Source organism: Pelagimonas varians (assembly GCF_003208435.1).
Classification (GTDB): domain Bacteria; phylum Pseudomonadota; class Alphaproteobacteria; order Rhodobacterales; family Rhodobacteraceae; genus Pelagimonas; species Pelagimonas varians.
In genome coordinates this window covers 81,899-101,870 of the sequence record NZ_QKMF01000014.1, presented here as the reverse complement: position 1 = coordinate 101,870, position 19,972 = coordinate 81,899, and the positions used below count along the sequence as shown (strand labels likewise).

General features: G+C 56.9%; 20 protein-coding genes. 16 read left to right on the top strand and 4 right to left on the bottom strand.

The features are described from left to right. The first annotated feature begins 32 nt into the window (after positions 1-32). From C8N36_RS17225 to murD, 4 genes are all read left to right on the top strand, one after another. Positions 33-1,523, top strand: a complete 1,491-nt coding sequence (locus C8N36_RS17225) for a UDP-N-acetylmuramoyl-L-alanyl-D-glutamate--2,6-diaminopimelate ligase (protein ID WP_097806060.1) — start codon at positions 33-35, stop codon at positions 1,521-1,523. Next, positions 1,520-2,938 carry a UDP-N-acetylmuramoyl-tripeptide--D-alanyl-D-alanine ligase gene (locus C8N36_RS17220; RefSeq protein ID WP_097806059.1) on the top strand — a complete coding sequence of 473 codons (1,419 nt, stop codon included), beginning with the start codon at positions 1,520-1,522 and terminating at the stop codon, positions 2,936-2,938. Before C8N36_RS17225 ends, C8N36_RS17220 begins: the two co-directional genes overlap by 4 nt. A 13-nt stretch (positions 2,939-2,951) precedes the next feature. Then, the gene (mraY, locus tag C8N36_RS17215; RefSeq protein WP_097806104.1) at positions 2,952-4,034 is read left to right on the top strand and encodes a phospho-N-acetylmuramoyl-pentapeptide-transferase; all 1,083 of its coding nucleotides are present in this window, start codon (positions 2,952-2,954) and stop codon (positions 4,032-4,034) included. 101 nt (positions 4,035-4,135) lie between these two features. Then, positions 4,136-5,533, top strand: a complete 1,398-nt coding sequence (gene murD, locus C8N36_RS17210) for a UDP-N-acetylmuramoyl-L-alanine--D-glutamate ligase (RefSeq protein WP_097806103.1) — start codon at positions 4,136-4,138, stop codon at positions 5,531-5,533. Between the two features lie 11 nt (positions 5,534-5,544). Here murD and C8N36_RS17205 read toward each other — a convergent pair whose 3' ends face one another. The 3 genes from C8N36_RS17205 to C8N36_RS17195 are packed head-to-tail and all read right to left on the bottom strand — an operon-like array spanning position 5,545 to position 8,067. Continuing rightward, positions 5,545-6,225 carry a hypothetical protein gene (locus tag C8N36_RS17205; RefSeq protein ID WP_097806058.1) on the bottom strand — a complete coding sequence of 227 codons (681 nt, stop codon included), beginning with the start codon at positions 6,223-6,225 and terminating at the stop codon, positions 5,545-5,547. A 54-nt stretch (positions 6,226-6,279) separates the two neighbouring features. Beyond that, on the bottom strand, positions 6,280-7,479 hold the full coding sequence (locus C8N36_RS17200; RefSeq protein WP_097806057.1) for a BaiN/RdsA family NAD(P)/FAD-dependent oxidoreductase: 1,200 nt from the start codon (positions 7,477-7,479) through the stop codon (positions 6,280-6,282). Between the two features lie 39 nt (positions 7,480-7,518). Next, on the bottom strand, positions 7,519-8,067 hold the full coding sequence (locus tag C8N36_RS17195) for a helix-turn-helix domain-containing protein (RefSeq protein ID WP_097806056.1): 549 nt from the start codon (positions 8,065-8,067) through the stop codon (positions 7,519-7,521). A 115-nt stretch (positions 8,068-8,182) separates the two neighbouring features. Between C8N36_RS17195 and C8N36_RS17190 the strand changes: the two genes are divergently transcribed. From C8N36_RS17190 to C8N36_RS17150, 9 genes are all read left to right on the top strand, one after another. Continuing rightward, positions 8,183-8,914: an AzlC family ABC transporter permease gene (locus tag C8N36_RS17190; protein WP_211318249.1), complete on the top strand. Its 732-nt coding sequence runs from the start codon at positions 8,183-8,185 to the stop codon at positions 8,912-8,914. After that, positions 8,911-9,207 carry an AzlD family protein gene (locus tag C8N36_RS17185; protein ID WP_097806054.1) on the top strand — a complete coding sequence of 99 codons (297 nt, stop codon included), beginning with the start codon at positions 8,911-8,913 and terminating at the stop codon, positions 9,205-9,207. Before C8N36_RS17190 ends, C8N36_RS17185 begins: the two co-directional genes overlap by 4 nt. Before the next feature lie 103 nt (positions 9,208-9,310). Continuing rightward, positions 9,311-10,480, top strand: coding sequence for a peptidoglycan glycosyltransferase FtsW (locus tag C8N36_RS17180; protein WP_097806053.1), 1,170 nt, complete (start codon positions 9,311-9,313; stop codon positions 10,478-10,480). 103 nt (positions 10,481-10,583) lie between these two features. Continuing rightward, the gene (locus C8N36_RS17175; RefSeq protein ID WP_097806052.1) at positions 10,584-11,714 is read left to right on the top strand and encodes a UDP-N-acetylglucosamine--N-acetylmuramyl-(pentapeptide) pyrophosphoryl-undecaprenol N-acetylglucosamine transferase; all 1,131 of its coding nucleotides are present in this window, start codon (positions 10,584-10,586) and stop codon (positions 11,712-11,714) included. Positions 11,715-11,778: 64 nt separating this feature from the next. Further along, entirely contained in the window at positions 11,779-13,176 is a 1,398-nt protein-coding gene (gene murC / locus C8N36_RS17170; RefSeq protein ID WP_097806102.1) for a UDP-N-acetylmuramate--L-alanine ligase, read from the top strand. 166 nt (positions 13,177-13,342) lie between these two features. After that, on the top strand, positions 13,343-14,518 hold the full coding sequence (locus C8N36_RS17165; RefSeq protein ID WP_097806101.1) for an APC family permease: 1,176 nt from the start codon (positions 13,343-13,345) through the stop codon (positions 14,516-14,518). Positions 14,519-14,623: 105 nt separating this feature from the next. Then, entirely contained in the window at positions 14,624-14,884 is a 261-nt protein-coding gene (locus C8N36_RS17160; protein WP_097806051.1) for a DUF2484 family protein, read from the top strand. Between the two features lie 124 nt (positions 14,885-15,008). After that, positions 15,009-15,275: a hypothetical protein gene (locus tag C8N36_RS17155; protein WP_097806050.1), complete on the top strand. Its 267-nt coding sequence runs from the start codon at positions 15,009-15,011 to the stop codon at positions 15,273-15,275. A 679-nt stretch (positions 15,276-15,954) separates the two neighbouring features. Beyond that, positions 15,955-16,221: a hypothetical protein gene (locus tag C8N36_RS17150; protein WP_097806049.1), complete on the top strand. Its 267-nt coding sequence runs from the start codon at positions 15,955-15,957 to the stop codon at positions 16,219-16,221. Positions 16,222-16,363: 142 nt separating this feature from the next. Here the strand turns inward: C8N36_RS17150 and C8N36_RS17145 are convergent, their stop codons facing one another. Continuing rightward, the gene (locus tag C8N36_RS17145; protein ID WP_141468163.1) at positions 16,364-16,690 is read right to left on the bottom strand and encodes a hypothetical protein; all 327 of its coding nucleotides are present in this window, start codon (positions 16,688-16,690) and stop codon (positions 16,364-16,366) included. Between the two features lie 446 nt (positions 16,691-17,136). Between C8N36_RS17145 and murB the strand changes: the two genes are divergently transcribed. The 3 genes from murB to C8N36_RS17120 all read left to right on the top strand — a co-directional run bounded on the left by murB (position 17,137) and on the right by C8N36_RS17120 (position 19,967). Then, entirely contained in the window at positions 17,137-18,069 is a 933-nt protein-coding gene (murB, locus tag C8N36_RS17130) for a UDP-N-acetylmuramate dehydrogenase (RefSeq protein ID WP_097806045.1), read from the top strand. 111 nt (positions 18,070-18,180) lie between these two features. Beyond that, the gene (locus tag C8N36_RS17125) at positions 18,181-19,095 is read left to right on the top strand and encodes a D-alanine--D-alanine ligase (RefSeq protein ID WP_097806044.1); all 915 of its coding nucleotides are present in this window, start codon (positions 18,181-18,183) and stop codon (positions 19,093-19,095) included. Further along, entirely contained in the window at positions 19,083-19,967 is an 885-nt protein-coding gene (locus C8N36_RS17120; protein WP_097806043.1) for a cell division protein FtsQ/DivIB, read from the top strand. Before C8N36_RS17125 ends, C8N36_RS17120 begins: the two co-directional genes overlap by 13 nt. The last annotated feature ends 5 nt before the right edge of the window (positions 19,968-19,972 follow it).

Here is a 19,972-nt window from a genome sequence, read left to right as displayed (position 1 = left end):
GCACTTTTAGACAGACTAGCCGGGGGGCGTTTATGAGTACGACAAGCGGGCAAACAAAAAGCCTGACAGAGCTTGGACTTACTGCACGCGCGGGACGCGAAGCGCAGGTGACAGGACTGGCTGTGGACAGCCGCGAAGTTAAACCCGGCACCTTGTTCGCAGCGCTTCCGGGCACAAAGGTACACGGCGGGGAATTTATCCAATACGCGCTGCGTATGGGCGCAAGTGCGGTTTTGACGGACGCCGAGGGGGCCGAAATCGCGTCCACAGAATTGTCAGCGTCGAATGCCGCCCTCATTATTGCCGAAGACCCGCGTCAGGCCTTGGCCTACACGGCGGCACTGTGGTTTGGCGGCCAGCCCAAGAATTTGATCGCGATCACCGGCACCAACGGCAAAACCAGCGTTGCGACCTTTGCGCGCCAGATTTGGCAGGCTTTGGGCCTGCGCGCGATCAACCTTGGCACCACGGGTGTAGAAGGGGATTGGACGGCGCCGCTATCGCACACGACACCCGAGCCTATCACCCTGCACCGGATGTTGGCAGGGGCCTTGGAGGCCGGTGTGACCCATGCCGCAATGGAGGCGTCGAGCCATGGCCTTGCGCAGCGCCGCTTGGACGGGGTTCAACTAAAGGCGGCGGGCTTTACAAACTTCACCCAAGACCATCTGGACTACCACGAAACGTTTGAGGATTACTTTGCCGCCAAAGCCGGGCTGTTTGCCCGTGTTTTGCCAGAAGATGGCACAGCAGTGATCAACATCGACGATCCCCGCGGTGTTGATATGCTGGCGATTGCACGCGCGCGCGGCCAAGAGGTGATCACCGTTGGCCGCGAAGCTGCCGATCTTTGTTTGGAAGGACAACGGTTTGATGCAACCGGTCAGGAAATCCGTCTCAGCTGGAAAGGCGGGATCTATCAGGCCCGTCTGGGTTTGATCGGTGGTTTTCAGGCTGAAAACATATTGTTGGCTGCTGGTTTGGTGATTGCCTGCGGGGCAAAGGCTCCGCATGTGTTTGATGTGTTGCCTATGATGGGCACCGTAAGGGGCCGGATGGAATTGGCAGCAACCCGCGACAATGGCTCGGCGGTATTTGTTGATTATGCCCATACGCCTGACGCGGTTGCCACGGCGATCAAAGCTTTGCGCCCGCATGTTATGGGCCGGTTGGTTGCTATTGTCGGGGCTGGCGGCGACCGTGACGCGTCCAAGCGTCCTTTGATGGGGCGCGCGGCGGCGGACCATGCCGATCTGGTGATCGTCTCCGATGACAACCCGCGTTCCGAAGACCCAAGCGCGATCCGCGCAGCCGTAAAAGCAGGCGCACCCGAAGCGATCGAAGTTGGCGACCGCGCCGAGGCGATTTTGCGCGGGGTGGATGCCTTGGGCCCCGGTGATGCTCTGCTGATCTGCGGCAAAGGCCATGAAACCGGTCAGGCTGTGGGCGATACGGTTTACCCTTTTGATGATGTTGAACAGGCCAGCGTGGCAGTCGCGGCTTTGGACGGAAAGGGCATTTGATGCTTTGGACAGCAAGCGAGGCCGCAGCGGCCACCGGCGGGCGTGCCATTGGCGACTGGTCCGTCAACGGTGTGTCCATCGACACCCGAACCATTGCCCCCGGCGATCTGTTTGTGGCGCTCAAAGCCGCGCGCGACGGCCATGATTTTGTTGCCCAAGCGCTGGAGGCGGGGGCAGGGGCTGCCCTTGTCAGTCGCATTCCCGAAGGTGTCGCCCAAGACGCGTCTTTGCTTTTGGTTGAGGACGTCTTGACCGGACTGGAAGCCCTTGGACGTGCCGCCCGCGCCCGCAGCAAGGCCAAAGTCGTTGCCGTCACCGGTTCGGTCGGGAAAACATCGACCAAGGAAATGTTGCGCACCGTTTTGGGCGCACAGGGACGGGTTCATGCGGCTGAAAAAAGTTATAACAATCATTGGGGAGTGCCACTGACCTTGGCACGTATGCCGGTAGATGCAGAATTTGCCGTGATCGAGATTGGCATGAATCATCCCGGTGAAATCTCTCCTCTCGCGAAAATGGCGCAGCCTGATGTGGCGATGATCACCATCGTTGCCCCTGCCCATTTGGCGGCTTTTGACGGGCTTGAGGGGATCGCGCGCGAAAAGGCCGCGATCTTTGACGGACTGGAACCCGGCGGCGTGGCCGTCATTAACGGAGACCTTGAGGTCAGCCCGATTTTGGACAAGGCGGCCCGTGCCCAAACCGCAAACATCATCCGCTTCGGTGAGGCCGAAGGCAACGACCACCAACTGACAGACGTGTCGATCCGCGACACCTGCACCGTTGCCCAGGGCGTCGCAGCTGGGGCACCTGTGTTGTTCAAGGTTATGGCTCCGGGCCGGCATTTCGCCACCAATGCCATGGGCGCATTGGGCGTTGTGACCGCGCTGGATTTGGATTTGGCCATGGCGACCACGGCCTTGGGCCAGTGGAGCGCCGGTGCAGGGCGCGGCGCGCGCGAGATCATCGCATTGGATGCTGTTGACCTGAGCCTGTCCGTTGAGCTGATCGATGACGCCTATAATTCCAATCCGGCATCGCTGACCGCATCGTTAGAGGTGCTGGCCGCAGCCGAGCCAAAGCAGGCTGGCCGCAGGATCGCCTATTTGGGCGATATGGCTGAACTGGGCGAGACCGAGCAAGAATTGCACGCACAAATCGCCGAACTGCCCAGCATGGAAAAAGTTGATCAGGTGCATTGTGTCGGTCCATTGATGCAAGGCCTGTGGCAGCGTTTGCCTGCGCACCAGCAGGGGCGGTGGTGTGCCACCAGCGACGAGATGACCGCAGGTGTAGCACAAGATATGGGGGCCGCTGATGTGGTTTTGGTCAAAGGGTCGTTATCGATGAAGATGGCCCGTGTGGTTGACGCGATCCGCAAAATGGGCCAATCCCCCGCTGAACGGGACGGTTAAAAAAGGTGAAACGATGCTGTATTGGCTGACAGAACTAAGCGACGGCGGGGATGTTTTTAACCTGTTTCGCTATATCACCTTCCGGGCCGGAGGCGCATTTTTGACGGCCTTGATTTTTGGGTTCATCTTCGGATTGCCATTGATCAACGTGCTGCGCAAAAAGCAGGGCAAGGGTCAGCCGATCCGCGATGATGGTCCCGAAGGCCATTTCGCCAAGGCGGGCACGCCAACCATGGGCGGGCTACTCATTATCGGCGCGCTTGTCACCTCAACCTTGCTTTGGGCACGGCTTGACAATCCATTTGTCTGGATGGTGCTGTTTGTCACCATTGCCTATGCAGCCATCGGGTTTGCAGATGATTACGCCAAGGTGTCCAAGCAAAACACAGCAGGTGTTTCTGGAAAAATCCGGCTTGGGTTGGGCTTTTTGATTGCTGGCATTGCCGCCTATTGGGCCGCACAATACCATCCTGCTGATTTGGCCAACCAATTGGCCCTGCCGATTTTCAAAGATACGCTGATCAACCTTGGTTACTTGTTTGTACCCTTTTCGATCATCGTCATTGTCGGGGCCGCCAATGCCGTCAACCTGACAGATGGTTTGGACGGATTGGCGATTATGCCGGTGATGATTGCGACATCGACCCTCGGGATTATTGCCTATGCCGTGGGCCGTGTCGATTTCACTGAATATCTGGATGTGCATTACGTTCCCGGCACTGGCGAGATTCTGGTCTTTGCCGCTGGCGTGGTTGGCGGTGGTTTGGGTTTTCTTTGGTACAATGCTCCGCCTGCCGCGGTGTTCATGGGCGACACCGGATCATTGGCGCTTGGCGGCGCATTGGGGGCGATCGCGGTCGCAACCAAACACGAATTGGTGCTGGCGATTGTCGGTGGTTTGTTTGTGGTAGAAGCGCTGAGCGTGATTATTCAGGTTCTCTACTTCAAGCGCACGGGAAAACGGGTTTTCTTGATGGCTCCGATCCATCACCATTATGAGAAAAAGGGCTGGGCCGAGCCGCAGATTGTCATTCGGTTCTGGATCATTTCCTTGATCCTTGCAATCGTAGGTCTGGCGACGCTTAAGGTACGCTGAGCCACCGAAGATCAAGGGCTGACGGCCCGTTCAAATTGACAAACCCGCACACCCCGGTTCCTTTGGTTCCGGGGTTTGGTGTGACCAAAAAAGGGCGAAACATGATACCGGTGCATGGATTTGAAGGAGCCAAGGTTGGCGTGTTGGGGCTTGGTCGTTCAGGCTTGTCCGCCGCACGGGCGCTGCGCGATGGCGGGGCCATTCCAGTGGTTTGGGATGACAATGCCGCAGCGCGGGACAAGGCCGAGGCGGAGGGCTTTGACACCCGAGACCTACAGCGCGCGATGGATGAGCTGTCTTGCCTGATCGTATCGCCCGGCATTCCGCATCTCTATCCAACGCCCAACCCGGTGATTTTGGCCGCGCTACAGGCCGGTGTACCTGTCGACAATGACATCGGGCTGTTCTTTCAATCCCTGGGCGTCGGATGGGACATGTTGGACGTCACACCCAAGGTGATTGCGATCACCGGATCGAACGGCAAGTCGACGACATCTGCGCTGATCCATCATTTGTTGGAACACGTCGGGCGTGACAGCCAACTGGCAGGCAATATCGGGCGCGGCGTGCTGGATATCGATCCGCTGGGCGAAGGCAGCGTGGTGGTGCTGGAGCTGTCTAGTTATCAAACCGATCTTGCCCGCAGTCTGACACCGGACATTGCCGTTTTTACCAACCTGTCACCAGATCATCTGGATCGTCATGCCGGTTTGGGCGGATATTTCGCCGCCAAACGCCGGTTGTTTGCCGAAGGGGGACCAGACCGCGCCATCATCGGCGTCGATGAGGTCGAAGGCCTGTTCTTGGCTGGGCAGCTGTCCCAAGGGCCAACCGATGATCGGGTGATCCGTGTGTCGTCGGGCACCAAATTGACCGGTCCGGGCTGGCAGGTTTTTGCGCGCAAGGGCTTCTTGTCTGAGTACCGCAAGGGCCGGCAGATTGCCTCGATTGATCTGCGCAGCGTTGCCGGATTGCCCGGCGCGCACAATCACCAAAACGCCTGTGCGGCCTATGCCGCTTGCCGCGCGCTGGGGTTGGCTCCGCGCGTTATCGAGGCCGGATTACATTCCTTCGCAGGCCTGCCGCACCGCAGTCAGATTGTCGGTGAACGTGGCGGCGTGCGCTTTGTCAACGATTCAAAAGCCACCAATGTTGATGCCGCGCTTAAGGCGCTTCAGGCTTTTCCGCGCATCCGCTGGGTCTGCGGCGGCTTGATGAAAGAAGGCGGTTTGGGTGCACTGACTCCGGGTTTGAAGAACGTGGCCAAGGCCTATGTCATTGGCCGTGAGGCCGATGCCTTTGCCATGCAACTGTCCGGTGTCGAAACCGAGGTGTGCATCAGTATGGAGCGCGCTGTCGCCAGTGCCGCGGCTGAAGCGCAAGACGGCGAGGTTGTTCTGTTGGCCCCCGCGGCTGCCAGCTTTGACCAATATGACAATTTTGAAAAGCGCGGCGATGATTTCATGGCACAGGTGAACAAAGCATTGGCCGCAGGTTAGACTGGGTTTCGTCAATCGCCGGGAGGCGGCTGGCGGAGCACGTCCAAAACACCGTTTTCAAATGCCAGCGGGTGAATAACCCCCAAGTGGGCTGGAATACTTGCCAGCCCAAGCACTTTGGCAATGGCCATGCGGTGGTTGCCGTTTCCGGCCAGCATGGGCTGTCCGCCGCGATCAATGTGTACATAGACACCGTCATATTCACGCCGGAAGAATTCAGGGCGTTCAGACATGGTTTGCAACCGGCCTGCGGATTTGATCGCATCATGCAGCGCATCCATACGCTGATAGCGGGCCAGAATGTCTTCGCGCGTTTTGCAGCCATCAAAATTGCCATTTTTGGCAACGGAGGCCAGAACGGAGTCGATGATCCCCGTGTCTTCCCAGCTGACGCCGTCCACGAAATGCGCTCGGCAGGCGCGAAACTTGCGCGACTCGTCCAGCGAAACGGTGGACTGGTCCCAATCCCCGGCCCGAATCTGGCCGCTGTGACGTCGGCGCAAACTATGTCCTTTGATGCGTTTGAAAAGCCGTGTCACCTGTGAAGGGTTGATGTAAATCCTCTCGTCGCTGCGCGGGGCGTTTGGGCCATATCGCATGCGGTTCAAGGCATCACGCAGTGCCTTTTGCGGCACCTGCATTTCGATGGTTCGCGCAAGGTTTTTGAGCTGATAAGGTGGGTAACTGGTCATCAATCAGACATATGTGAATGCGCGCATCAAATGAAGGGGCCCGCGTCAGTTTTGTCACGATGGGCGCGCTGGCAGGCCGGGTTTTGAAACCGCTTGTCCTGCCGCCACCGCCGAAGACCATGCCCATTGGAAGTTAAACCCTCCTAGCCAGCCAGTGACATCGACGGCTTCGCCAATGAAATACAACCCCTGTACGGTTTTGGACATCATTGTTTTCGAATTCAGACTGCCGGTGTCGATGCCGCCCAAAGTGACTTCGGCCGTGCGGTAGCCTTCGGTTCCGCTTGGCTTTAACTGCCAAGCCGTCAGACCCTCGCAAAGGACGGCGATGCGGGGGTCGGACAGATCGCCCAAGTTGCCCTTGAAATCCATCGACTGCGCCAAATGATCCACCAGCCGTGCTGGCAGATGGTGTGCCAGTTCGGTGGTGAGGGATTTGCGTCCGTCGCTGCGGCGTTTGCCCTTGAGTATGCTTTCAAGATCTGTCGTGGGCAGCAAGTTCACCGCGATCTCTTGCCCCTCATGCCAATAGCTCGAGATTTGCAAAACCGCAGGGCCGGATAGTCCGCGATGGGTGAACAGCAAGGCTTCGTCAAAACGGGTGCCGTTGCAAGTGATGCGGCTATCGACGGCCACGCCGGATATGGGCGCAAAGCGGTCTTTGTCAAAGGTGAAGGGCACCAATCCGGGCCGTGTGTCAGTGACGGTATGGCCAAATTGGCGGGCGATGTCATAGGCAAGGCCCGTCGCGCCCATTTTGGGGATCGATTTTCCGCCCGTGGCAACAATCAAATTGTTCGCTGTCACGGTGATGCTTTTGCCTTCACGCTCCAACCGGACGCTGAATTCGGCCCCATTGTGCGAGACCCCTTTAATGTTGGTCTTGAGCCAGAGCTTGGCCCCGGCCTGTTCCAACTCGGCCATCAACATCGCGACAATCTGTGTGGCTTTGCCGTCGCAAAACAGCTGGCCCAGAGTTTTCTCATGCCATGCGATACCGTGTTTGGATACCAATTCGATGAAATCCCACTGGGTATAGCGGGTCAGGGCGCTTTTGTGAAAATGCGGGTTGGCCCCCAGATAATTGTCAAAATCGCAATGCATATTGGTGAAATTGCAGCGCCCGCCACCGGAAATGCGGATTTTTTCGCCGGGGGCTTTGGCATGATCCACCAAAAGCGTGTCGGGACCAGCATGGGCTGCGGCCATCAGACCAGCTGCGCCAGCCCCAAGGATAAGAGTTTTGACTTTCATGCCGAGGCCGTGCCCAAGAAAAGCGCAAAGCGCAAGGGGTCAGCGTGGAAATTCCATTGCCAGAAACACCGTCGCCTCATCGGATATGGCTTCGTAGGAATGTGCAATATCGCCCGGAAATCGGAAATAATCACCCGGTCCAAGGTCTTGCAACGCGTCCGCAGGGCCGATGCGCGCCCGACCAGACGAAACAAGTGCGTGTTCGATTGTGCCTTGGGGGTGGGCTGCGGCATGGCGCGCCGCACCTGCAACCAGATCAAAGCGATAGAGGTCGCGGCGGCTTCCCGGGGGGCCATTGGACAGCAGCACCGCGCTTAGGTTCGTTCCTTCGGCGTTGATCTGCGTGCCTTCGCCGGCGCGCACCAGCGTCATTTCCGGACGGGCTGTATCGAACAAAAACCCAAAGGGGACATCCAGCGCATTTGCAATCGCCCAAAGCGTTTCGATACTGGGGTTGCCCTGCGCTGCCTCAAGCTGAGAAAGGGTTGACTTGGCCAGCCCCGCGCGCTCTGCCAAAGCAGATAGGCTCAGACCGGCCTTGGTACGTTCGCGCTTTAGCGCGCGAGCAATAAGAGTGATCGGGGTCATGGCTTCTCCGAGGGTTTCGTTCGGTATAATGGTCGTTGTTCGTGTTGACAAACGAAAGTCAAATGCGCATCAGTAACTGTTCGTCAAAATGGACAACGTTCGGTATGAGGTTTCGATGCGTCAGGTAAATCCCCCCCGTTTAGAGATGCGCGATGATATACGTGCCGGTTTGCGCGACGTGATGCCGGTTTTGGGGGCGGTTTTGCCCTTTGCTGCGGTGTTTGGGACAGTTGCCGTCGAGAGCGGGTTGTCGGCCACCGAGGTCATGTTTGCATCCGCCAGCATTTACGCAGCGGCGTCGCAGTATGTGATGATCGAACTGATGGGGCAGGCGGTGCCGATCTGGTCAATTGTTTTGGCTGTGTTTGCATTGAATTTCCGCCATGTGCTCTATTCGGCATCTTTGGGGCGGCACATGGGGGCGTTTTCGTTCTGGCAAAAGGCGCTGGCATTCTTTTTGCTGGTCGATCCGCAATTCGCGGCCTCCGAGGCGCGGGCGGCCAAACGGGGGCTGCGTCCTGCCTATTATTTTGCCTATGCCTTGGCGATCTACGGTGTTTGGATCGTGTCGAACCTGCTCGGGGTTTTGTTTGGGTCTTTGCTGGATAACCCGGCTGCGCTGGGTCTCGATTTTCTACTGCCTTTGTATTTTATGGGCATGATTATGGGGTTCCATGCTCGCAGCCATTTTTTGTTGATCTTGGTCACTAGTGCTGTGGCGTCACTGGTTGTTCATCAAACACTTGGCAGCCCGTGGCACATCACATTGGGCGGCGGGGTTGGTATGTTGGTCGCTGCGGCGTTGAGTAAACCCAAAGCGGATCCATCAACAGGAGCCGGGCAATGACCGACATAGTTCTCATCATCGTGTTATGCGCAGCGGCCACCTATCTGACCCGCATTGGCGGCCATCTGATTATGTTGCGATTTGGTGAGGTGCATCACCGTGTCGAAGCCGCCCTAGGGGCCGTTCCGATCGCCATTCTAACGGCTTTGGTTGCCCCGTCGATGCTGACAGGCGGGGTTCCTGGTGTGGCGGCTTTGATCGCGACAGGCGTGGCGGCGTTGCGGGTGTCCTTGGTAATTTCTGTCGCGGTGGGTTTGGCGGTATTGGTGGTTTTGCGCGCGGCCGGACTCTGAACGTCAGGCACCGTTAAAATTCTGGTCAAAAGAGATGTTTTTCGCTACTCTGTCCCAAAGCGATCCCGAAAACGGGACGATGAGGCAGTAGAGCGGTGATCTCATGACAGAGATGGTGTATGGCACGGTTCCCGTGCGTGATGTTGAACCTGTGTTGCCCAAATGGTGGCGCACGGTTGATAAATGGACGCTCAGTTGCATCCTGATGCTGTTTGGCATGGGGATATTGCTGGGTCTTGCCGCCTCGCCGCCTTTGGCAGAGCGCAACGGGCTGGTTCCGTTTTACTATGTGCAGCGTCAGGCGTTTTTTGGCGGCGTTGCCATGATGGTTATGTTTCTGACCTCAATGCTTAGTCCGCTGATGGTGCGCCGTTTGGCGGTGCTTGGGTTCCTTGGGGCCTTTGTGGCGCTGGCGTTGCTGCCGGTGCTGGGCACTGATTTCGGCAAAGGCGCGGTGCGCTGGTACTCGCTTGGCTTTGCCTCGGTTCAGCCTTCTGAATTTTTGAAACCTGCCTTTGTGATTGCCGCTGCGTGGCTGATGGCTGCGGGGCAGGAATTGGGTGGCCCCCCCGGTCGGATGTACAGCTTTGTGCTGATGGTTGTGATTGTGTTGATGCTGGCGATGCAGCCGGACTTTGGTCAGGCCTCCTTGGTCCTGTTTGGCTGGGGCGTGATGTGGTTTGTTGGCGGCGCGCCGATGATATTGCTGCTGGGGCTGGCCGGTCTGGTCGTGCTGGGCGGCATGTTCGCCTACAATGCCTCGGAACACTTTGCCCGCCGCATTGATGGATTCCTGAGCGTTGATGTCGATCCGACAACCCAGCTTGGCTATGCCACCAATGCCATCCGCGAAGGTGGTTTCTTTGGTGTAGGTGTTGGCGAAGGCACGGTGAAATGGTCGCTACCTGACGCGCATACCGATTTCATCATTGCCGTTGCCGCCGAAGAATATGGTCTGATGATGGTTCTTGCGATCATCGCGCTTTATGCGACGATTGTGGTCCGGTCCATCATTCGGCTGATGCGCGAACGCGATCCGTTTATCCGCTATGCAGGGACGGGTTTGGCCGCGATGTTTGGCGTGCAGGCGATGATCAACATGGGGGTGGCTGTGCGCTTGTTGCCAGCCAAAGGCATGACACTGCCTTTTGTCAGTTACGGTGGGTCCTCACTGATTGCAGGCGGGATTGCGGTTGGCATGCTCTTGGCGTTTACCCGGTCGCGGCCTCAGGGTGAAATTGATGACATATTCCGGTCACGCGGCGGCCGATAAGCCACAGTCGTTGGGCGGGCTTTGGCGCAGCATCTAGCGGGATCATTGCCCCGATGGCGCCTATACGGTATCTGACCCGAAAACCGGGTGTGGAGTAAGCGAAATGGCAGAGCGTAAGCCTTTATTGGTGATGGCAGCAGGTGGAACCGGGGGGCATATGTTCCCCGCGCAGGCGCTGGCCGAACTGATGCTGCGCCGTGGATGGCGGGTCAAACTGTCCACGGACGCACGGGGTGCGCGCTATACGGGCGGCTTTCCCCATACCGTTGAAATCGAAGAGGTCTCCAGCGCCACTTTTGCGCGTGGCGGGCTTTTGGGCAAGGTGCTGGCACCGTTCAAAATCTTGGGCGGCGTCGTGTCGACCTTTTTCAAGTTTCGCAAAGACCGACCTGATGTTGTGATCGGCTTTGGCGGGTATCCGTCCATTCCGGCCTTGGGCGCGGCATGGGTGATGAAACTGCCGCGCATGCTGCACGAACAAAACGGCGTTCTGGGCAAAGTGAATGAAGTCTTCGCGACGCGTGTGGACGTGGTGGCCTGCGGCACGTGGCCGACAGCATTGCCCGAAGGGGCGCATGGCGTCCATGTCGGCAATCCGGTGCGCGGCACTGTTCTGGAACGGGCAGGGGCCGGTTATATCGCGCCGGGGCCTTATCCGATGTCGATTTTGGTGATCGGTGGATCGCAAGGGGCGCGGATCTTGTCCGACATGGTGCCGCCAGCAATCGCGGCCTTGCCGTTGGATGTTTTGCAGCATCTACGCGTCAGCCACCAAGCCCGCGACGAAGATGGCGAGCGTGTCGCGGCTTATTATTCAGAACATGGCGTAGATGCAGATGTGCAGCCGTTTTTCCATGACGTGCCAACCTTGATGAGCGAGGCACAGTTGATCATCTCGCGCTCTGGCGCGTCGAGCGTGGCAGATATCAGCGTCATCGGGCGGCCCTCGATCCTGATCCCTTACAAATTTGCGACAGGCGATCACCAAATGGCAAACGCTCAGGCGTTGGTAGATGCGGGTGCGGCCATACGCATTCCCGAAAGCCAGTTGAATATCGAAAGCATGAGCGAGCAGATTTTGACGATTTTGTCCAATGAACGCGGCTCGATCCAAATGGCCAATGCAGCGCTGACCGTCGCCAAACCCGAGGCGGCGCAGGAATTGGGCGCATTGATCGAACAGCTGGCTGGCATGGAGCCAACGCAGACGCACGCGATAGAAGAAGAACGCTAGAAAGAGCGGCACAGCTCATTGGGGGCAGCACATGAAAGATCTGGATTTTGAACGGAGTACGGCAATGACAGGGGCAACCAAACTTCCCGGAGATGTCGGGCCAATCCATTTTGTTGGCATTGGCGGCATTGGTATGTCGGGCATCGCCGAAGTGTTGTTGAATCATGGGTTTGTTGTTCAGGGGTCTGACCTCAAGAATACCAAGATCACCGATCGTCTGGCCGAATTGGGCGCAGAGATTTTCGTGGGCCAAAAGGCGGAAAACCTTGAGAAAGCCGAGGTCGTGGTGATTTCCTCTGCGATCAAACCCGGTAATCCCGAGCTGGATGAAGCCCGCCGCCGCGGTATGCCGGTGGTGCGCCGCGCTGAAATGCTGGCTGAATTGATGCGGTTGAAATCCAACGTTGCAGTCGCGGGTACCCACGGGAAAACCACAACCACAACTATGGTGGCAACACTGCTGGATGCGGGAAATTTTGACCCGACTGTGGTGAACGGCGGCATCATTCACGCTTACGGGTCCAACGCACGGATGGGCGATGGCGAATGGATGGTTGTCGAAGCCGATGAAAGCGACGGCACCTTTAACCGGTTGCCGGCGACTGTTGCCATCGTGACCAATATCGACCCCGAACATATGGAACATTGGGGCAGCATCGAAAACCTGCGGGACGGGTTTTATCAATTTGTGTCGAACATCCCGTTTTACGGCTTGGCGGTGTGCTGCATCGACCATCCTGAAGTGCAGGCCTTGGTTGGCCGCGTTTCTGATCGCCGGGTTGTGACTTATGGTTTTAACGCCCAAGCAGATGTGCGGGCGATTAACCTGACCTATAAAAAGGGCGTGGCGCATTTCGACGTTGCCTTTCAATCCGAAGACTTGGTGATCGAAGGCTGCACCTTGCCAATGCCGGGCGATCACAACGTATCCAACGCTTTGTCGGCCATCGCAGTGGCGCGGCATCTGGGTATGGCTGGCGACGAAATTCGTGAAGCGCTTGCAAATTTCGGCGGGGTCAACCGTCGCTTTACCAAAGTTGGCGAAGTGAACGGTGTGACCGTCATCGATGACTATGGCCACCACCCAGTTGAAATCGCTGCCGTGTTGAAAGCGGCCCGCCAAGCGACCGAAGGTCGGGTGATTGCTGTGCACCAGCCGCACCGCTTTTCGCGGCTACACCATCATTTCGAGGAATTCTGTAGCTGCTTTAACGATGCGGATGTTGTTGGTATCGCAGAAGTCTTTTCTGCGGGCGAGGATCCGATTGAAGGTGCCAGCCGTGATGATCTGGTTGCGGGGTTGGTACGCCACGGCCACCGCCATGCACGGGCGCTGCACAGCGAGGATGATCTAGAGCGGTTGGTCCGCGAACAAGCACAGCCCGGTGATATGGTTGTCTGCCTCGGGGCGGGTACAATCTCGGCTTGGGCGAATGCCTTGCCGACGCGTTTGAAAGACTAATCTATCTTGACCAGATGAGTATTGGTGCCCGTTGAGTTATCAAACTCGGCGGGCTTTTCCTTTGGGGCAGGGGTGACGCGACGTTTCAGATCACGCATTGAGCCGCATCAAGGTCTTTGGCGATCATTGCGGCACACTGCCTGCAACTGCAAAAGGGAAAACCGGCATGACGGATCACTTGAAACGGCGCATTGGATTGCCTTTGCTGGTCGCTTACGGCGTTGGGGTCATGGTTGGCGCTGGCATCTATGTTTTGGTTGGGGCCGTGGCCGAGATCGCCGGTTTTTACGCGCCTTGGGCCTTTTTGCTGGCGGGGCTGGTCGCGGCCCCGACTGCGTTGTCTTATGCAGAATTCAGCACCCGCCTGCCAGAAGCCGCCGGAGAGGCCGCCTATGTCGCCAAGGGGTTTCGGTCCAAATCCATGGCGGTTGTTGTCGGGCTGGCCATTGTCTTTGCGGGGTTGATTGCTGCGGCCGCGGTTTTGCGCGGCGGGGCGGGATATCTGGTGGCTATCGTTGATATGCCGCTGATCTGGGCCATTATTCTGATGGGCACTGCTTTGACCAGCGTGGCAATTGTCGGTGTAATGGAAAGCCTGAGCCTCGCTGCGCTGTTTACTGCAATCGAAGTGGTTGGGCTCGGGTTGGTGATATGGGCCGGTGCCACCGCTGATCCGGTGATTGTGGAACCCACAACGATTCCATGGACGGGAATCGGGGCAGGGGCCATGCTGGCCTTCTTTGCCTTTATCGGTTTCGAAGACATCGTGAACATGGCCGAAGAAGTTCGTGATCCGACCTATACCCTGCCTCGGGCTATCATCCTGTCGCTGGTGATCACATCGTCCATTTATGCACTGGTGGTTTGGGCGTCGATGCGGGCCGTGCCGGTTGATATGCTTGCCGGATCGGAACAACCGCTTGCTCTGGTGTGGACCACCGTGACCGGCGGAGGGGGGCAGTTCTTTGCATCCATCGCGGTGTTTGCTGTGGCCAATGGTATCTTGGCGCAGATCGTCATGGCCAGTCGGGTTTTGTATGGATTGGGCAATCACACCCCGGTGCTGGCGGTGTTCCACAGGGCGCATCCACGGTTTGGAACTCCGGCCTTGGCCAGTGCCTTGATTGGGGTTTGCGTGGTTTTCGGAGCCGCGATTTTGCCAGTATCCGTGCTTGCCGAAACCGCCACACTTATCTTGTTGTCGGTCTTTGTCTTGGTCAATGCCGCCCTTATCATGGTAAAACGGCAAAGCCCGCGCGGACCTTTTACCGTGCCAATGGCGGTGCCGGTGTTTGGCTTGGGTCTTTCTGTCATCGCCTTGTCCTTTGCCTTTGTCGGCTAGTGTCGTTTCCTTGGACTTTGTAAAAAACGCCGAAGTCTTGGTCTTGCGCTTTGGGCCCTAATTGGGCAAGTTCGCGGTGCCTTGGGGGCAGCGGAGACGGATATTATGGCACTTTCATTGATCCTCGCCTGCCTCTGGCTTGTTGCAGCCAATGTGCTTGGCATGATCCCATCAAAAGACAACATGTGGACACGGGCCTATGCGCTGATTGCGGTTGGCATCCCCTTGCTCGGTTTTGTGACCTATCAAAATGGGCCTTGGATTGGCCTGTTGTTTCTGGTCGCAGGGATGAGCGTTTTGCGTTGGCCGGTACGCTATTTGTTTGTGTGGATCAAACGCCAGTTTGGCCGCGCTGACCCCAGCTGATCACGCGGTCACCACCGCATCCATTCATTCTTGCACAGGTGCTCTGCACTCAGGTGGGGAATTCCCCACTGGTTTTCCCCCATGGCGCACGCCATCTTGGACTGAGCAAACGGGGGACTGTTCGATGCTTTTGATGATACCACTTGCTGCGTTTTCAATCGGCCTGTTTATGGGCTATGCGCCGCTGCGGGCCTGCCGGTCTGATGTGACCTGGGGCTACATTGGGCTGCTGCTGGCGCTTGGCGGCTGGGCGGTGTTCAAAGAGCTAACAGTTCCTGGCATCGACGGACTGGTCTTCACGTTGTTGGGCCTGTTTGTGGTCACCCCAAGCCTGATCGCTACGGTCATCGGGGCCGTCGTGGCAAGCCTGCGCCCCCGCACTTTGTGCTAGGCAAAACGGTGGCCTAATGCGGTGCCATTTCGTTTTTTATCACCCCCATTGCTGTGACTGAAATAAAACGGGTTGCTGCGCGGGTCTTGTCGATATTGTGGGATTTACGCTCTCTTCCATTCGTGCCCGCATGCGGGATTTGACACCCCTGCGAGCTCTGCGCTGCCTGATGACATCTTCTGTCGCGACCCTTGTGCCAAAACAAGATATAGGAATGCGGCCACACAACGGTTATGTCCAGTGGAGTCGCCGTTTCAGGCAATGCGGTTAGCCGTTCAAAATACAAATCCCCTCAAAACAAACACGCACTAGCAGGCCCCCAATATCAATCCTGCGCATGGGATTTTTGCATCGATGGGTAACCCCCTTTCACTGGGCACTGTCCCCGCCACAAATCAGCCGGTGATGGTTGAAATTGCCTTGCTGCCGCAAAAGACTTGGGAGGGCGTTGGCAAGGCAAACCGGCAAATAGCCAAGGCTTGGAAAATGAATAGGTCAATAGTTTTAGGAATTTGGAGAGTGAAAACCTAAAAACCGAATTCTAGAGCTTAGACGCCGAAGCGGCGCAGCAAAGTGCAATGTACGTCGATGCTCAAAAGGAATGGGGCAAAACCCGCCACGAACTATCGGAAACCTTGAAAGCTACAGGGTAGACCTGTGTTTGCGAAGTTGATGGACCGTGTCGACGCAAGTACAAGAAAAAGCAAAGGCGTGGTTGCCGAAAAAAGAAATAGACGGGCGGGTTGCTTCTGCCATCCCGTTCTTTTCCTACAGCAAGGTCCTAAAGGCCCGCAAAGAGTTTTGGCAAGTCAAACAGCCTGAGCGTGAAAAGAGAAAGGACATCGCATTCACTCTATTTATGTATGCTATGGTTTGGACCTGCGTTGTGGTTTTGGCTGTGTTGATATTTGCCGCCGCTGAATCATCCTCTCTGGTCGCCGCATAGGACGACGGAAAGGCGGGTAAGTGCCCGGGTGAATTGAGGCCTCCTAATTTGGACAGGTTTGCAGCTTGGCCAAGACGTAGTTTTCTTGGTTTCACGCCGTTTTGTTCACCTGTATCGAGCCAAATTAGGCATCGCCGCGTGTTCACTTTTCATGCACCGGCTGTAGCCGCTTACTAATATAAAACCCGATCCAGCTGTCGATGCCGCGCTTGGCTTGAAGACCGTCATACAATTCATGCAGATTGATTGCCTCCCGCTTGAGAGAACGGCCACCCAACAAGATTTCGACGTCGGCCTCGGTCAGCGTCGTGAACCAAGCTGAAACTGTGAACTGTGATCCTTGGTCCGAATTCATCATGTCGGGTTGTGCGCATTTTGTGATGACCTCGTTCATCGCCTCAAGGCTAAAACTGGCGTCCAGTGTGTTGGAGGGTCGCCAAGCAAACACATTGTGTGTCGCTCGGTCCATGGCCGCCATTTTTATGACATCACCTGCGTCGGATGGAATTATGTCTGACTGCAACCTGTTGCGCCGTCTTGTTACCTCGCAAGTGCCAAGTGCCAAGCGCCACCGCGGCCTATACTTCTCTGAAAAAAATTCGTCTTTTCATCAAATTGGTATCCTACCGTCAATTCTGGACACATCTTGACACGCTATCAAGGTTTGCCGGACAACTTCAGCCTTGTTCCGTCTCTCGGCAGATGGTTTGGTGAAAGACAAAGGCGGATTGGATCTGCCTGATACTGTTGCAATTCGCAAACTGCTGTCAAAATATCGCAACAGGAATCTTCAAAAACGCGTAGCGGCGTCTCGCATTGGCCACGATAATCTAAGGTTCGAAGATGTGTGCCTGCTCTATACCTAACCTGAGCTTCCCTCTTGCCCTTTTGAGGCACACAATTTAGCACCGCCATATGACCAGTTTCCCCACGACCCGAGGGCGTTTGACGCCTGATCGCCCGTTGAATGACCTGACTTGGCTGCGTGTTGGCGGCCCGGCGGATGCTTTGTTTCAACCGGCTGATCTGGGTGATCTCAAGGATTTTCTAAAATCCTTGGACGCGGGCGTTGCGGTTTTTCCGATGGGGGTTGGCTCAAACCTGATTGTGCGCGATGGCGGCATTCGGGCGGTTGTGATCCGCATGGGGCGGGGCTTTAACCATATCGAGGTTGATGGCAATCGTGTCACTGCGGGGGTTGCGGCGCTAGATGCGCATGTTGCGCGCAAGGCGGCGCAGGCCGGTGTCGATTTGACGTTCTTGCGCACGATCCCCGGTGCGATTGGCGGCGCAGTGCGGATGAATGCGGGCTGTTATGGCTCTTACGTTGCGGATCATTTCATCAGTGCGCGGGCGATTACGCGTGCAGGGGAGGAGGTCACCCTGACTGCGGACGACCTGAAATTCCAATACCGGCAGACTGACCTACCTGATGGTTGGGTGATCGTCGAGGCCACCTTTGAGGGCGCTTCGGGCGATCCTGATACGCTAGACGCGCGTATGGCTGCGCAGCTGAAAAAGCGCGACGAAACGCAGCCAACCAAGGACCGCACGGCCGGCAGTACATTTCGCAATCCCGCCGGATTTTCGAGCACGGGTCAGGCGGATGACAGCCATGAGCTGAAAGCGTGGAAGGTTATAGACGATGCGGGAATGCGCGGCGCAACCTTGGGTGGTGCGCAAATGAGCCCGATGCATTCCAACTTTTTGGTCAACACGGGTGGCGCAACTGCCGCAGACTTGGAAGGATTGGGCGAAGAAGTGCGAAAAAGGGTTTTCCAAAACAGCCAAATAGAGCTAGTGTGGGAAATTATGCGGGTAGGTGAACCGGCGCAAGAACAGACGTAAGTCTGAGGGATAGGCCAAAAGGCAAAGCCCAGCGACGTATGCCCCATATAGCGGCCACAGGCAGGCCGTATAATAACAAGGGGTTAAACCCCGAAAATGAGGCGATTAGGGATGTCGAGCAGGACATTCCCGAAAGTAGCGGTATTGATGGGTGGCCCTTCGGCGGAACGCGAAGTGTCTCTGTCATCCGGGCAGGAATGCGCTGCTGCTTTGAGGGACGAAGGTTTTGAGGTTGTAGAAATCGACGCGGGTGCCGATCTGGTGGCCCGTCTCGTTGCGTTGCAGCCTGACGTTGTATTCAACGCTCTGCATGGTCGCTGGGGTGAAGATGGTTGCGTGCAAGGTATCCTTGAATGGATGCGGTTGCCCTACACGCATTCCGGCGTGCTTTCTTCGGCTCTTGCGATGGACAAAGAACGCACCAAAGATATCTACCGCGCGGCAGGGCTGCCGGTTGCAGCCAGCCTGCTGGCCGAAAAATCCGACGTAATGGCCGCGCATGTGATGCCGCCGCCCTATGTGGTGAAACCCTATAATGAGGGGTCATCGGTAGGGGTGTATTTGGTCAATGAGGCGGCAAATGCTCCGCCCATGTTGTCCGAGGACATGCCGCAAACGGTGATGGTCGAACAGTTCATTCCAGGTCGGGAATTGACGACAACCGTGATGGGCGATCGCGCTTTGGCGGTGACGGATATTCTTACGGATGGTTGGTATGACTATGATGCCAAATACAAAGTTGGTGGATCGCGCCACGTATGCCCTGCCAACCTCCCCCCCGAGATTGAAGCCGCCTGTTTGGATTTTGCCCTGCGGGCGCATGACGCCCTTGGCTGCCGCGGAGTCAGCCGCACCGATTTTCGCTGGGATGAAACCAAGGGGCTGGACGGCCTCATTTTGTTGGAAACCAACACGCAGCCCGGCATGACGCCGACATCGCTTTCCCCCGAACAGGCGCAAGCGTCGGGGATCAGTTTTGGACAACTGTGCGCTTGGATGGTGGGGGATGCCACGTGCAACCGCTGAGCCGAAAATCCCAGTCCGCTCGACATGATCCTGCTCCGTCACGGCTCAAGTACCGGTTTGAGCGTCTGAAACTAACACCCGGTTTTCGGTTTTGCATCCGGGTTGTCCTGCCTTTCGCGCTCTCGGTTGGAGCGGTGTCCTTGTGGTTTGCATCTGACGACAACCGGTTGGCGTTTAACCAAATGATCTCTGAGGTCCGCGAAACCGTCGAAAGCCGTCCGGAATTTCAGGTCAAACTGATGGCCGTTGATGGCGCGACATCTATCGTCGCAGAAGACATTCGCAAAATTCTTCCGGTCGATTTTCCGGTCAGCTCTTTTGATCTCGACCTTGGCAAAATGCATGAAACAGTCGTCGCTCTAAGTGCTGTCAGAGATGCGACAGTACGGGTCCGCCAAGGCGGAATTTTACAGGTCGAAGTTGTCGAACGTGTGCCCAAGGTCTTGCGCCGCGGCGATCGAGGTTTGGAATTGCTGGATGAAACCGGCGCTTTTGTCCGCTTGGCCAATGCGCGGGCGGATTACGCAAAATTGCCGGTGATTGCAGGCGACGGAGCGCATGATGCGGTGAAAGAGGCGCTGGCGCTTTATGCTGTGACTGGTCCGTTAAAGGCGCGGTTGCGCGGGTTTGAACGGATGGGCGCGCGGCGTTGGGATGTGGTTTTGGACCATGGCCAGCGCATCTTGCTGCCGGAAACCAAGGCGGTGCGGGCGCTGGAACGGACAATTGCCATGGATCAAGCCATTCAAATGCTTGGCCGTGATTTAACTGTGGTTGATCTGCGTTTGACGCAACGGCCAACGATACGAATGGGCGAGGACGCGGTGCAGGCCATGCGGTCTTCGAATACGATTAAAGCTGGTGGGGAATAATAAAA

Coding starts and splice junctions, on each gene's coding strand:
- C8N36_RS17225 (WP_097806060.1), top strand. CDS start 33: ATGAGTACGACAAGCGGGCAAACAAAAAGCCTGACAGAGCTTGGACTT.
- mraY (WP_097806104.1), top strand. CDS start 2,952: ATGCTGTATTGGCTGACAGAACTAAGCGACGGCGGGGATGTTTTTAAC.
- murD (WP_097806103.1), top strand. CDS start 4,136: ATGATACCGGTGCATGGATTTGAAGGAGCCAAGGTTGGCGTGTTGGGG.
- C8N36_RS17205 (WP_097806058.1), bottom strand. CDS start 6,225: ATGACCAGTTACCCACCTTATCAGCTCAAAAACCTTGCGCGAACCATC.
- C8N36_RS17200 (WP_097806057.1), bottom strand. CDS start 7,479: ATGAAAGTCAAAACTCTTATCCTTGGGGCTGGCGCAGCTGGTCTGATG.
- C8N36_RS17195 (WP_097806056.1), bottom strand. CDS start 8,067: ATGACCCCGATCACTCTTATTGCTCGCGCGCTAAAGCGCGAACGTACC.
- C8N36_RS17190 (WP_211318249.1), top strand. CDS start 8,183: ATGCGTCAGGTAAATCCCCCCCGTTTAGAGATGCGCGATGATATACGT.
- C8N36_RS17185 (WP_097806054.1), top strand. CDS start 8,911: ATGACCGACATAGTTCTCATCATCGTGTTATGCGCAGCGGCCACCTAT.
- C8N36_RS17180 (WP_097806053.1), top strand. CDS start 9,311: ATGACAGAGATGGTGTATGGCACGGTTCCCGTGCGTGATGTTGAACCT.
- C8N36_RS17175 (WP_097806052.1), top strand. CDS start 10,584: ATGGCAGAGCGTAAGCCTTTATTGGTGATGGCAGCAGGTGGAACCGGG.
- murC (WP_097806102.1), top strand. CDS start 11,779: ATGACAGGGGCAACCAAACTTCCCGGAGATGTCGGGCCAATCCATTTT.
- C8N36_RS17165 (WP_097806101.1), top strand. CDS start 13,343: ATGACGGATCACTTGAAACGGCGCATTGGATTGCCTTTGCTGGTCGCT.
- C8N36_RS17160 (WP_097806051.1), top strand. CDS start 14,624: ATGGCACTTTCATTGATCCTCGCCTGCCTCTGGCTTGTTGCAGCCAAT.
- C8N36_RS17155 (WP_097806050.1), top strand. CDS start 15,009: ATGCTTTTGATGATACCACTTGCTGCGTTTTCAATCGGCCTGTTTATG.
- C8N36_RS17145 (WP_141468163.1), bottom strand. CDS start 16,690: ATGGACCGAGCGACACACAATGTGTTTGCTTGGCGACCCTCCAACACA.
- murB (WP_097806045.1), top strand. CDS start 17,137: ATGACCAGTTTCCCCACGACCCGAGGGCGTTTGACGCCTGATCGCCCG.
- C8N36_RS17125 (WP_097806044.1), top strand. CDS start 18,181: ATGTCGAGCAGGACATTCCCGAAAGTAGCGGTATTGATGGGTGGCCCT.